This is a genomic window from Streptomyces sp. R-07 (assembly GCF_049913175.1).
Classification (GTDB): Bacteria; Actinomycetota; Actinomycetes; order Streptomycetales; family Streptomycetaceae; genus Streptomyces.
In genome coordinates this window covers 4,408,604-4,420,847 of record NZ_CP183978.1, presented here as the reverse complement: position 1 = coordinate 4,420,847, position 12,244 = coordinate 4,408,604, and the positions used below count along the sequence as shown (strand labels likewise).

The 12,244-nt window shown below is 72.9% G+C and carries 10 protein-coding genes; 6 read left to right on the top strand and 4 right to left on the bottom strand.

The window, feature by feature from the left end:
- Positions 1-21: 21 nt before the first annotated feature.
- Positions 22-378 carry a hypothetical protein gene (locus ACN9M0_RS20230; protein WP_041130492.1) on the bottom strand — a complete coding sequence of 119 codons (357 nt, stop codon included), beginning with the start codon at positions 376-378 and terminating at the stop codon, positions 22-24.
- Between the two features lie 113 nt (positions 379-491).
- Here ACN9M0_RS20230 and ACN9M0_RS20225 point away from each other — a divergent pair, with 113 nt between their 5' ends.
- The 3 genes from ACN9M0_RS20225 to ACN9M0_RS20215 all read left to right on the top strand — a co-directional run bounded on the left by ACN9M0_RS20225 (position 492) and on the right by ACN9M0_RS20215 (position 3,958).
- Positions 492-1,442 (top strand): MurR/RpiR family transcriptional regulator, encoded by a 951-nt coding sequence (locus ACN9M0_RS20225; protein ID WP_366040654.1) that lies wholly within the window; start codon positions 492-494, stop codon positions 1,440-1,442.
- Positions 1,443-1,524: 82 nt separating this feature from the next.
- On the top strand, positions 1,525-2,454 hold the full coding sequence (gene murQ, locus ACN9M0_RS20220; RefSeq protein WP_366040653.1) for an N-acetylmuramic acid 6-phosphate etherase: 930 nt from the start codon (positions 1,525-1,527) through the stop codon (positions 2,452-2,454).
- Positions 2,455-2,488: 34 nt separating this feature from the next.
- Complete coding sequence (locus ACN9M0_RS20215; protein ID WP_426403991.1) at positions 2,489-3,958, top strand: PTS transporter subunit EIIC; 1,470 nt, start codon at positions 2,489-2,491, stop codon at positions 3,956-3,958.
- A gap of 54 nt (positions 3,959-4,012) precedes the next feature.
- On the opposite strand, the gene ACN9M0_RS20210 is transcribed toward ACN9M0_RS20215, so the two are convergent.
- Positions 4,013-5,503, bottom strand: a complete 1,491-nt coding sequence (locus tag ACN9M0_RS20210; protein ID WP_426403990.1) for an alpha/beta hydrolase — start codon at positions 5,501-5,503, stop codon at positions 4,013-4,015.
- Between the two features lie 244 nt (positions 5,504-5,747).
- Between ACN9M0_RS20210 and ACN9M0_RS20205 the strand changes: the two genes are divergently transcribed.
- On the top strand, positions 5,748-6,695 hold the full coding sequence (locus tag ACN9M0_RS20205; protein ID WP_426403989.1) for an aldo/keto reductase: 948 nt from the start codon (positions 5,748-5,750) through the stop codon (positions 6,693-6,695).
- 11 nt (positions 6,696-6,706) lie between these two features.
- On the top strand, positions 6,707-7,423 hold the full coding sequence (locus tag ACN9M0_RS20200; protein ID WP_366040649.1) for a transporter substrate-binding domain-containing protein: 717 nt from the start codon (positions 6,707-6,709) through the stop codon (positions 7,421-7,423).
- A gap of 82 nt (positions 7,424-7,505) precedes the next feature.
- Here the strand turns inward: ACN9M0_RS20200 and ACN9M0_RS20195 are convergent, their stop codons facing one another.
- The gene (locus ACN9M0_RS20195) at positions 7,506-10,583 is read right to left on the bottom strand and encodes an FG-GAP-like repeat-containing protein (RefSeq protein ID WP_426403988.1); all 3,078 of its coding nucleotides are present in this window, start codon (positions 10,581-10,583) and stop codon (positions 7,506-7,508) included.
- A gap of 357 nt (positions 10,584-10,940) precedes the next feature.
- Here ACN9M0_RS20195 and ACN9M0_RS20190 point away from each other — a divergent pair, with 357 nt between their 5' ends.
- Positions 10,941-11,681: a class I SAM-dependent methyltransferase gene (locus tag ACN9M0_RS20190; RefSeq protein WP_366040647.1), complete on the top strand. Its 741-nt coding sequence runs from the start codon at positions 10,941-10,943 to the stop codon at positions 11,679-11,681.
- A gap of 1 nt (position 11,682) precedes the next feature.
- On the opposite strand, the gene ACN9M0_RS20185 is transcribed toward ACN9M0_RS20190, so the two are convergent.
- The gene (locus ACN9M0_RS20185; protein WP_366040646.1) at positions 11,683-12,156 is read right to left on the bottom strand and encodes an SRPBCC domain-containing protein; all 474 of its coding nucleotides are present in this window, start codon (positions 12,154-12,156) and stop codon (positions 11,683-11,685) included.
- Between the last annotated feature and the right edge of the window lie 88 nt (positions 12,157-12,244).

Below are 12,244 nucleotides of genomic sequence, written 5' to 3'. Positions count from 1 at the left end.
GGGCTCCTTCCGGTCGGCGGCTCACGTCAGGCCGCCCACCGGGGCCACCACCACGCCCTGCTTGCCGCACACCCAGTGCGGGTCCGGGCCGAGCTCCGGCTCCACGTCGAGGGCGTGCGGGTCGCCCGAGGCGCAGACCGGGCAGAGCGGCCAGCGTCCGTACCGTTCGAGCAGGGCGTCCTGCACGTCCTGGGCGACGAGCCCGGCGACGTACGACACCCCCTCGGGCCACTGCTCGACCCACCAGCGCCGGTGGGTCACCGCGTCCTCCACCATCGACACGACCTCTGCGGCGGCCACCTCCCGGGCCACCAGGTCGGCCAGCACCAGCGCGCGAGCGGCGTGCAGCGCCTGCTCCACGGGGTCGATGTCGTCCATGGACTCATTGTCACCCGGAGCGCGCCCGTCACAAGAAAAAGGGCGAAGGTCCCCTCCGGATCCGGGACCGACGGGGTCTTGTCGCCCCACCCCACCGAAAGTATCTTTCAAATGTGACCAATGACGTGAAGGAAAGTTTCACCAGCGACGCGCCGCCCTCCCCCGTAGCCTCAACGGCACGGGAGGTACCCCCACCCGCCGCCCTCGCGGCCAAGGTGCGCACCCTCGCGCCGTCCATGACCCGCTCCATGCAGCGGGTCGCCGAGGCCGTCGCCGGAGACCCGGCCGGCTGCGCCGCCCTCACGGTCACCGGCCTCGCCGAGCTCACCGGCACCAGCGAGGCGACCGTCGTCCGCACCGCCCGGCTCCTCGGCTACCCCGGCTACCGCGACCTGCGCCTCGCCCTCGCCGGCCTCGCCGCCCAGCAGCAGTCGGGCCGCGCCCCGGCCGTCACCGCCGACATCGCCGTCGACGACCCGATCGCCGACGTCGTCGCCAAGCTGGCCTACGACGAGCAGCAGACCCTCGCCGACACCGCCGCCGGACTCGACACCGTCCAGCTCGGCGCCGCCGTCGCCGCCCTCGCCACCGCCCGCCGCATCGACATCTACGGCGTCGGCGCCTCCGGCCTCGTCGCCCAGGACCTCGGCCAGAAACTGCTCCGCATCGGCCTGATCGCGCACGCCCACAGCGACCCGCACCTCGCCGTCACCAACGCCGTGCAGCTCCGCTCCGGGGACGTCGCCATCGCCATCACCCACTCCGGCTCCACCGGCGACGTCATAGAACCCCTCCGAGTGGCCTTCGACCACGGCGCGACGACCATCGCGATCACCGGCCGCCCGGACGGGCCCGTCACGCAGTACGCCGACCACATCCTCACCACCTCCACCGCCCGCGAGAGCGAACTGCGCCCCGCGGCCATGTCGTCCCGCACCAGCCAACTCCTGGTCGTGGACTGCCTGTTCACCTGCGTCACCCAGCGCACGTACGAGACGGCGGCCCCTGCCCTCGCCGCCTCCTACGAAGCCCTCGCCCACCGCCACTCCCCCCGCACCCGCTGATCCGGTCCCCCTCCCTCCCACCCGCCGACCGACACCCGCCAGGAACCGGCGCCGACGACGCCGCCGTACCGAAAGAGCCCCCGTGCCCCCCACGTACTCCGAACTCCGCGCCCAGCTGGCCACCCTCACCACCGAGGCCTTCCGCCCCGAGCTCGCCGAGATCGACCGGCTCCCGACGCTGGACATCGCCCGCACCATGAACGGCGAGGACCGGACCGTCCCCGAGGCCGTCGCCCGGCAGCTCCCCGCAATCGCCGCCGCCATCGACGCCACCGCCGCCCGCATGGCCCGCGGCGGACGCCTCGTCTACATGGGCGCGGGCACCGCCGGCCGCCTCGGCGTCCTCGACGCCAGCGAGTGCCCGCCCACCTTCAACACCGACCCGACGCAGGTCGTCGGCCTCATCGCGGGCGGCCCGTCCGCCATGATCAAGGCCGTCGAAGGCGCCGAGGACTCCAAGGAACTCGCGGTCGCGGACCTCACCGCGCTCGGACTCACCGCCGACGACACCGTCGTCGGCGTCTCCGCCTCCGGCCGCACCCCGTACGCCATCGGCGCCGTCGAGCACGCCCGCGCGCACGGCGCGCTGACCATCGGCCTCTCCTGCAACGAGGACAGCGCGCTCGCCGCCGCCGCCGAGCACGGCATCGAGGTCGTCCCCGGGCCCGAGCTGCTCACCGGCTCCACCCGCCTCAAGGCCGGCACCGCCCAGAAGCTCGTCCTCAACATGCTCTCGACCATCACGATGATCCGCCTCGGCAAGACCTACGGAAACCTGATGGTCGACGTCCGCGCCTCCAACGAGAAGCTCCAGGCCCGCTCGCGGCGCATCGTCGCCCTGGCCACCGGCGCGCCGGACGAGCAGATCGAGGCCGCGCTCGCCGCCGCCGACGGCGAGGTGAAGAACGCCATCCTCATGATCCTCGCCGACATCGACGCCCCCACGGCGGCCGAGCGGCTGAACGTCTCCCAGGGTCACCTGCGTGCGGCGCTGCACGCGACGACCGGCTGAGCCCCCTCCCCTCACAGCAAGGCACCACCGCACCATGAGCACAGACGACAAGAACCGCGCCATCGCCGCCGCGATCCTCCCCCTCGTCGGCGGCGCCGAGAACATCAGCTCCGTGGCCCACTGCATGACCCGCCTGCGCCTCGGCCTGCACGACCGCTCGCTCGTCCGTGACGAGGCCCTCAAGGCGCTGCCGTCCGTGATGGGCGTGGTGGAGGACGACACGTACCAGATCGTCCTCGGCCCCGGCACCGTCGCCCGCGTGACCCCGGAGTTCGAGGCCCTCATGGCCGAGACCGCCCCGCAGCGGAGCGCGGAGGACCTCGCGGACCGGGGAGCGGCGATCAAGGCCGCGCAGAAGACCAAGAACGCGACCCCCTTCAAGCTCTTCCTCCGCAGGATCGCGAACATCTTCGTCCCGCTGATCCCCGCCCTCATCGGCTGCGGCATCATCGCCGGCCTCAACGGCCTCCTCGTCAACCTCGGATGGCTGCCCTCCGTCACCCCCGCCCTCGCGGCGATGGCGAGCGGCTTCATGGCCCTCATCGCGGTCTTCGTCGGCTACAACACGGCCAAGGAGTTCGGCGGCACGGCGATCCTCGGCGGGGCGGTCGCGGCGATCATCGTCTTCCCCGGCGTCGCCAAGATCGACGCCTTCGGCCAGACGCTCTCCCCCGGCCAGGGCGGTGTCCTCGGCGCGCTCGGCGCGGCGATTCTCGCGGTGTACGTGGAGAAGTGGTGCCGCCGCTGGGTGCCGGAGTCCCTCGACGTCCTGGTCACCCCCACCCTGACCGTGCTGATCTCCGGCCTCGTCACCATCTTCGGCCTGATGTTCGTGGCCGGTGAGATCTCGCGGGCCATCGGCGAGGCCGCCGACTGGCTCCTCGCGAACGCGGGCGCCGGAGCCGGCTTCCTCCTCGGCGGCCTCTTCCTGCCGCTCGTCATGCTGGGCCTGCACCAGGCGCTCATCCCGATCCACACCACCCTCATCGAGCAGCAGGGCTACACGGTCCTGCTCCCCATCCTCGCGATGGCGGGCGCCGGCCAGGTCGGCGCGGCCATGGCCGTCTACCTGAAGCTCCCCCGCAACGGCTCCATCCGCCGCACCATCAAGTCCGCGCTCCCGGCCAGCTTCCTGGGCGTCGGCGAACCCCTGATCTACGGCGTCTCGCTGCCCCTGGGCCGGCCGTTCGTCACGGCATGCGTCGGCGGCGCGTTCGGCGGCGGCTTCGTCGGCCTGTTCAGCATGCTGGGCGACAAGGTCGGCTCGACCGCGATCGGCCCGTCCGGCTGGGCCCTCTTCCCGCTCCTCGACGGCAACAGGGGCCTCGGCGGGACGATCGCGATCTACGCGGGCGGTCTGCTGGTCGGCTACCTCGTCGGCTTCGTGGCGACGTACTTCTGGGGCTTCAGCAAGGAACTCCTGGAGGAGTTCGACGTGGAGTCGGAGCCGGAGGAGGTACGGGTGGAGACCCCGGCCGCGCCCCCGGAACCGGTGAAGGTCTGAGAGGTACGGCGAAGGGCCCGGCGGACACGATCCGCCGGGCCCTTTCACATCACCTCACTTGCAGAGAACGTCCGCGTCCGGCCGCACGCCCTCCGTCAGGAAGCGGGTCACCGCCCGGTCGCCGCACGCGTTCCCGTTGCCGAGGTAGACCGCGTGGCCGCCCTTGTCGACGGAGACGAGACGCGCCCGGTCGCCGAAGGCCTCCCGCATCTTGAGCCCCGCGGAGTGCGGGGTCGAGGGGTCGCGCAGGTTCTGGATCATGAGCACGTTCGACGGGCCCCGGTCGGTGATCCGGGTCGGCTTCTCCACCGCACCGCTCTTCCAGAAGGCGCACGGCGTGATGTTCGCCGGCATGCCCGCGGTCAGCGGGTGGCGCACCCGGTCCGCGGCGACGGCCCTCTCGTACGCCGGTACGGAGCGGGGCCAGTCCACGTCGTTGCAGATCACGCCCACACTGACGGTCGCCGCCTCGTCGGGCATCGGCCCGGTCAGCTCGGGCGGCAGCACCGGGACGCCCGCCGGGTCGAGGGCCTGGGACATGAGACGGGCGAAGGCCGGGAAGGAGGCGTCGGAGTACAGGGCCTGCTGGAGCGCCTGCCGCAGCACGGTGCCGGTCAGGGGCACGCCGGGGGTCGTCGAGGCGCGCGGCGCGCGGTCGAGCCGGGCGGCGAGGCCGAGGAACAAGGGCCGTACGTCCTCGGGGCGTTCGGCGAGCCGCAGCCCCTCCCTGGCGGGGTCGGCGGCCCAGGCCGCGAAGTCCGGGAAACGGTCCTCGGCGCCGCGCGCCATGCCCGCGAGCCAGCCCTGGGCGACGTGCTTCGGGTCGGGGTCGGCGCTGCTGTCGAGGACCCAACGGTCGGTGCGCTCCGGGAACTTCTGGGCGTACACGGCGGCCACGTACGTCCCGTACGACACGCTCCACGCCGACAGCTTCCGCTCCCCGAGCGCCTGCCGCAGCCGGTCGAGGTCCCGGGCCTGGTTGGCCGTGGTCAGGCCACGCAGCATCGCGCCACCGTTACGGGCGCAGGCCTCGGCCATCCGGCGCGACCGCGCCACGTTCTCGCCGATGCCGCCGTCCGCCGCGGGCCAGGACCGCAGGGTCACGAGCCGCCGGTCGTCCTCGGCGAAGCCGCACCGGGCCTTCGCCGAGCCGCCGACCCCGCGCGGGTCGAACGCCACCAGGTCGTAGGCGCCGTCCATCTCCTTCGCGAGGGCGGCCCCCTTCTGCCCGAGCCGCTGCACACCGGAGCTGCCCGGCCCGCCCGGGATCACCATGAGCGTCCCGCGCCGCGCCTCGGGCCGCTCGCTCCGGAGCCGGGAGACGGCGAGCGGGATCTGCTCCCCCTCGGGATCGGCGTAATCGAGGGGTACGGAGAGCGTGGCGCACTCCTGCCCGGGAAGCGGCTTCACGGCGGGGTCGCAGACGCCCCAGTCGAGCCCGGCGGCGGCAGCGGGGGCGACCCCACCACCGGCGAGGGCGACACCGGCCACGACGGCGGCGGAGAGGGAGAGCGTCAGGGCCTTGCGTCCACGAGTCGTTGTCATGCGCACAGCCTCGCGGAGGAAGCGTCTGGGTCCCATCCGGCAGCCAGGCGGGTCGTGGGTAGGGCGAACCCCCGTACACGGGTGGAGACTTGCAGCCCCCACCCCACGACGGCGCCGCACACCACCACACCGACCACGGTCCGCGCCCCCGCAGGGGCGGGTCGCGGGCCCGACACCCTCGCCGTACCACCTCGTGGAACAACCCCCTGGCGGTCACGCCCGCCCCCGGGAGATCATCCCCGCCATGACCACCACCACCACCCAAACGACCACACCCCACGCCTCCGGCTCCGGCACCTGGACCCTCGGTGGTGACCTCACCGTCAACCGGATCGGCTTCGGTGCCATGCGGCTGCCCCAGCGCGGCGAGGCGCTCGTCGAGAGCGCCGTCCCCCGCGACCGCGGCGAGGCGATCGCCGTGCTCCGCAAGGCCGTCGAGCTCGGCGTGAACCACATCGACACGGCCGCCTTCTACTTCTCGCCGCTGCGCTCCGCGAACGAGCTGATCAACAGTGCGCTCGGCGGCAGCTACCCCGACGACCTGGTCATCGCCACCAAGGTCGGCCCCGCCCGTGACGCCTCCGGCGCCTGGGCCGAACACGCCCGCACCCCGCGGGCCCTCCGCGCCCAGGTGGAGGAGAACCTCCGCCAGCTCGGCCGCGACCACCTCGACGTCGTCAACCTGCGGATCCTCGGCACGGACTCGATCGCCGAACGCTTCGGCGCCCTCGCCGAACTCCGCGAGGCGGGCCTCATCCGCCACCTCGGCCTCTCCAACATCACCCCCGCGCACCTCGCCGAGGCGCAGGAGATCGCCCCGGTGGTCTGCGTGCAGAACATGTACGGGATCGGGGTCCGCCCCGAGTACGAGGACTTCGTCCGCCTCTGCGGCGAACAGGGCATCGCCTTCGTCCCCTTCTACGCGATCGCCGCCGCCGGCCGCGAGGCCGGAGCCACCGCCCCGGAGAGCGCGGAGGTCGTCGCCGTCGCCGAGGCCCACGACGCCACCCCGGCCCAGGTCCGCATCGCCTGGACCCTGCACCAGGGCCCGCACCTCCTGGCGATCCCGGGCACGGGGGACCCGGCCCATCTCGCCGCCAACGTCGCCGCGGGCAGCCTCCGCCTCACCCCGGAGGAGCTGGACCTCCTGAACCGCGCCCACCGCACCCCGGCTGCCCAGGGGGCCTCCTAGACTCCACCCCCATGACGACGAACCCGATCGCCGCGGACCTGGCCCCCACCGGCACCCTCCGCGCCTCGATCAACCTCGGCAATCCCGTCCTCGCCCAGGGCACGCCCGAGGCGCCCGCCGGGATCACCGTGGACCTGGCGCGGGAGATCGGGGCGCGGCTCGGCCTCCCCGTCGAGCTGCTCTGCTTCGACGCGGCGCGGAAGTCGTTCGACGCGATGGCGGACGGCCGGGCCGACCTCTGCTTCCTGGCGGTGGACCCGGCGCGGGAGACGGAGGTCGCGTTCACCGCCCCGTACGTCGTGATCGAGGGGGTGTACGCCGTGCCGCGCGGCTCGGCGCTCACCACCGTCGAGGAGGTGGACGCGCCGGGCGTGCGGATCGGGGTCAAGAAGGGTTCCGCGTACGACCTGTTCCTGTCACGGTCGCTGGCCCACGCCACGGTGGTACGGGGCGAGGAGGGCGTCGACGTGTTCCGGTCCGAGGGCCTGGAGGCGGGCGCGGGGATCCGGCAGCCGATGACCGCGTACGCCGGGACGCACCCCGAAGTGCGGCTGATCGAGGGCCGGTTCATGGAGATCCGGCAGGCGGTCGGGACGACGGTGACACGGGCGCCGGAGACGGTCGCCTTCCTCCGCTCGGTCGTGGAGGAGCTGAAGTCGAACGGCTTCGTCACGAAGTCCCTGCGCCACTCGGGCCAGGACGAGGACCTGCTCGCCCCGCCGGCCTGACCGGCGAAGCACGCCGGCCTGACCGGCGAAACCCGAGGGCCCGGCCGCACAGCGCGGCCGGGCCCTCGGGGTCATACGCAGGTCAGTAGAGGCCCTTGAAGACGCCCCACCCACTGCCGACGGCCACGCGGGTCCCGTACAGACCCGTCCCGGTGCCGCTGTAGCGCCACAGCTTCCCGGCCGTGTCGCGGGCCAGCAGGTCGGCGCGTCCGTCGCCGGACAGGTCGCCGACGCCGACGAGCGAGGAGTAGACGCCCCAGCCGCCGCCGATCTTCACGCGCGCGGTGACACCGCCGGTCCCGGTGCCGGAGTACCGCCACAGCACGCCGGAGGCGTCCACACCGAGCAGGTCGCCGCGGCCGTCGCCGTCGAGGTCCCCGGCGCCGACGAGCTTCTTGTACAGCTTCCAGTCGGTACCGATGCGGATCCGGGCCTTGACCCGGTGGTCGGCGGTGCCGCCGTAGAAGTACACGTCACCGGTGGACGCCTGGCGGACGACCAGATCGGCGTACCCGTCGCCGTTCACATCACCCGGCGAGGTCAGCAGGTCGTACTGTCCCCAGCCCGAGCCGACCAGTGTGTACGGCGAGGAGGCCGAGACCACCTTCCCGCAGCCGGGCCGGTACGCGCGCAGCTGGTCACCGACCCGGACGTAGACGTCGGCGCACCGGTCGCCGTTCAGGTCGCCCACCGGCACGAACACCGACGAGGTCGCGAACTTCGCGCCCGTACCGGCGATCCGCGCGGACACCGCCCCCGTACCGGTCCCCCGGTACATCGACACGAGCCCGGCGGTGTCCATCACGAGGAGGTCGCCGAAACCGTCGTCCCCGGCGAGGTCACGCCAGACGGCGGCGGCACCGGTCACGGAGAGGGCCCCGGAGGCGGCCAGGTCGGCGCCCTGCCCGTCGGCGGCCTTCGCGGTCAGCGCCCACGTGTAGGCCCCGTTCGCGACGAACCGACCGGTCGAGTCCTTCCCGTCCCACGAGGGAGCGACGAGCCCCCGGGCCTCACCCCCGGTCAGGGTCCGGACGACCTTGCCGGTCACCTTGTTCCGGAGCGTCAGGGCCCAGGAGCCGGCGGACTTGGACAGCCACCAGCGGGGCTTCCAGGGGGCGGACTTGAGGTTGGCGGCGGGGGTGTCGGAGTCGAGGACGGACAGCCGGCCGGTGGGACCGCCGAGACCGACGACGTGGATCGCCTGCTTCTTGTCGACGTAGGCGACCGCCCCGCCGAAGGGGTCGACGGTCCAGCCGTCGTCTGCTGCGGGATGGGTGTCCGGCACGGCACCGACGGACCGGGAAACGGCCTGTCCGGACCGGATGTCGATCGTCTGCAGGCTGCCGCTGTCGTAGCGCCTGAAGGCCAGGAAGCCGTCTCCGAGAAGGAGCTCCTCCCCGATCATCGTGATCGGAAGGTGGACCGGAGTCCTCACCTTCGTCTCGCGGTTGTACACCGTCACCGAGTCCCCGTCGCACAGCGCGGAGATCCACTTGCCGGCGGCCCTGACCTCTGGGTTGACGCAGCCGGACCCGAGGTCGACCGTCTCGGTGGTGGCACCCGTCCGCACGTCGACCGCGGAGACGCTGTCGTCGTCCCAGGACGCCGTCCAGATCCGGTCGCCCCGCAGGGACGCCCGGACGTTGCCGGTCTTGACGACCTTGCCCGTCTCGATGTCGGCGACGTACGAGCGCCGGTAGTACCCCTCGTCCGCGAGGAAATGGACGTAACGGCCGGAGGCGCTGACCGTATCCACCTTCCTGAGCCTGTTCGGGTAGTTCAGCGTGACCGTGCGCGAGGGGCCGCCGGGTGAGGCGACGACAGCCTGGACGAGGCAGCCGTAGCAGGTTTCCGTCCCACCGGGAGCGGGCGGACCGTCCGCTTCCTGCACGCCGACCCAACGGCCGTCACCGGTGGGCTTCAGCACGCGGCAGAGCGGCTCTTCCGGTTCGCACGACCAGGTCGGGGTGGCCGTGCGCGGCTCCGTGAGGGACAGGTCGTATCCCTGACGGCTCCACCCGCCGTCCGTGTGCTCGACCGCGAGGCGGCCGTTCGTCAGATGCAGGAACGACCGCTCGACGGGGTCGGGCGGGGTCGCCAGGACCTGTGCGGTGACCGGGGCGAGCGCGGCGTCGAGGGAGACACGCCGCACGCCCCAGTGGGCGGAGTCGGGGCCGCCGACCATGTAGAGGTCGCCGTCCGAGCCGGTCACGACCTTGGTGTCGCCGGCGGCGAGGATGCCCAGGTCACGCTGGGCGCCGGTGACCGAGGTCGCCCTGAGGGGGCGTGGGCCGAAGGTGTACGTGTCGGCGTAGTCGCCGACGATCCAGTCGCCGAGGACGGCCAGCGACGACCAGACGCCGTCCGCTCCGGTCGTCAGCTTCACGGTCCGGCCCTGGTCGCCGTTGTCCTTGCGGGAGACGACGAAGGCCTCGGCGGTCGCGCCGTCTCGGTACTGGACGATCCAGTCAGCGCCGAGGGAGGCCTTGAGGGAACCGGGAGCGGGCGGCATGACGGGGACACCGACGAACGCGCCCGTGTCGAAGTCGACCAGGCCGAGGGCCGTGCCGGTGCCGTCCGAGTACCGGACGAGCGCGGCGGTGTCGTCGAAGGTGAGGACCTCGGGCGGCTCGTTGCTCCGGCCCGGGAGGTCCACCTCCAGGGTGGCCGGTGCGTCGGAGCCGATGCCCACGAGGTGCAGGGACGTATAGCCGTCGGCGCCGGGTCCGTAGGTCAGCAGCCGCTTCGGGCCGAAGGCTCGCAGAAAGGTGTGGCCTTCGGGGCGCCAGCCGACCTGGGTGGCACCGGTCGCGAAGTCGTACAGGGTGGCCCCGTACATATCGGATGGGGCGAGGCAGACGAACTTGTCACCGTAGAAGGCGCTCCTGTCCTGGCCGCAGGCAGGGAAATCGGCGACCCGCCCGTCCTGGAGGCTCTTCCAGTGCCACCGCTGCCCGGTGTCGGGGCCCCCGACCTGGAGGCCGGTCCCGGCGCCGAACAGGTCCTGGTACGGCGGCGTCTTGCTGGGCCGTGGGTCGATCGTCACCTCGTACGGCGCGTCGGACGCGGTCTCGGCCACGGCGGCGGGTCCGGCGGCCGCGAGGCCGGTGAATCCCAGGGTCGCGCTCAGGGCGAGCGCGACGGCTCTTCGGACGGACAAGTACGTGTCCCCTCGTACGGCTGCGAAGACGGATACGACGAGGGAGGGCAGGCGCGCGACAGGCAGGGCGGAGCGGACCGCGCCGGGCCGAGGGCCGGCGGGCCCCCCTGTCGGCAGCCGGATCGTACATTCAGTCGAATGAAACACGCCAGAAAGTTGGCTGCGGGGGCCACGAAAAGGCCCCTTCCCGGGCCTGGAGGCGGGTGCGACCGCGCCCGCGCACGCCTCCCGTCCCCCGGCCCCACCCCGCCCGCCACAGGCCGCCCGGCCCCCGTACCGCCACTCCGCACACCACCGCCGACCTGGGCCTTTACCTCAACTCCCCTTATTCTTGGGGGACTCGGAGGGGAGATCCACATGAACCACGCCGACCGCGGCATCCGCACGATCGACGACGTACTCGCCCTGCTCGACGGCCTGTTCTCACCCGGTGCCGACCGGTGGACCGAGGACGGCGCCGGGTGGTGGGACGGGTTCTACGCCGACCGCGACAAGCCCGTGCCGTTCTTCGTCGCGAAGCCCGACGAGAACCTCGTGTCGTACGTCGAGCAGGGCCTGCTCCCGGCCGGCGGCAGGGTCCTCGACCTCGGCTGCGGTCCCGGCCGGAACGCCCTGTACCTCGCGTCGGCCGGCTTCGACGTGACCGCGGTCGACCTCTCGCCCACGGCCATCGCCTGGGCGGAGGAACGGGCCCGGGAAGCGGGCGCCGAGGACCACGTCCGCTTCGTGTGCGGCGACGCCTTCACCGCGGCCCCGGACGGCCCGTACGACCTGATCTACGACTCCGGCTGCTTCCACCACCTGCCCCCGCACCGCCGCGTCAGCTACCTCGCGCTCCTCGACCGCGCCCTCGCCCCCGGCGGCCACTTCGCGCTCACCGCGTTCGCGGCCGGCGAGGGCGGCATGGGCTCCGAACTCCCGGACGCCGACTTCTACCGCGAGGGCAGGCTGCACGGCGGGCTCGCCTACACCGACGACTCACTCCGCGCGATCTTCGCCGGCCTGACGGAGATCGAGCTCCGCCGCATGCACTCCCGGTCGGCAGAGTCCCGGGTCTTCGGCGAGTCCTTCCTCTGGACGGCCCTCTTCCGGAACTGATTCAGCGCATCTCCGCCAAGTGCTCGGCCAGCCGGTCGTACTGCTCCCTCACCCCCGCCTCCATGCCCGCCGCCAGCGCCTGGTCCCTGATCTCGTTCGAGGGCCAGAAGGAGGTGCTGGTCAGGGCCGTGCCGCCGTCGGGGGTCGCGTCGAAGGTGAGGGTCACCCGGACCGGTTCGCCGTCCGGCATCTGCTCGAAGACCTCCGTGTAGTCGAGCCGCTCCAGCGGGACGACGTCCTCGTACGTGCCGGAGAAGACGATCTCCTGGCCGTCCGGCCCGGTCTGGCCCCAGCGCCAGGTGCCGCCCGCCCGCAGGTCGATGTCGACGACGGACGTGGTCAGCCCGGCCGCCCCGTACCACTCCCGTACGTGCTCGGGCCGCGTCCAGGCCTCCCACACGCGGGCCGGCGGGGCGTCGAAGGTGCGGGTGACGACCAGCTCGCGGTCGGCCGGCGTCGTGAGGAGGGTGACCATGGTTCCGATCCCTTCCGTGTCCTTCCAGGATCCGCCGAACGCCCGAGGGCGGCACCCCCACCAGGGGGTGCCGCCCTCGTTCGCGTTC

Coding starts and splice junctions, on each gene's coding strand:
- ACN9M0_RS20230 (WP_041130492.1), bottom strand. CDS start 378: ATGGACGACATCGACCCCGTGGAGCAGGCGCTGCACGCCGCTCGCGCG.
- ACN9M0_RS20215 (WP_426403991.1), top strand. CDS start 2,489: ATGAGCACAGACGACAAGAACCGCGCCATCGCCGCCGCGATCCTCCCC.
- ACN9M0_RS20210 (WP_426403990.1), bottom strand. CDS start 5,503: ATGACAACGACTCGTGGACGCAAGGCCCTGACGCTCTCCCTCTCCGCC.
- ACN9M0_RS20205 (WP_426403989.1), top strand. CDS start 5,748: ATGACCACCACCACCACCCAAACGACCACACCCCACGCCTCCGGCTCC.
- ACN9M0_RS20200 (WP_366040649.1), top strand. CDS start 6,707: ATGACGACGAACCCGATCGCCGCGGACCTGGCCCCCACCGGCACCCTC.
- ACN9M0_RS20190 (WP_366040647.1), top strand. CDS start 10,941: ATGAACCACGCCGACCGCGGCATCCGCACGATCGACGACGTACTCGCC.
- ACN9M0_RS20185 (WP_366040646.1), bottom strand. CDS start 12,156: ATGGTCACCCTCCTCACGACGCCGGCCGACCGCGAGCTGGTCGTCACC.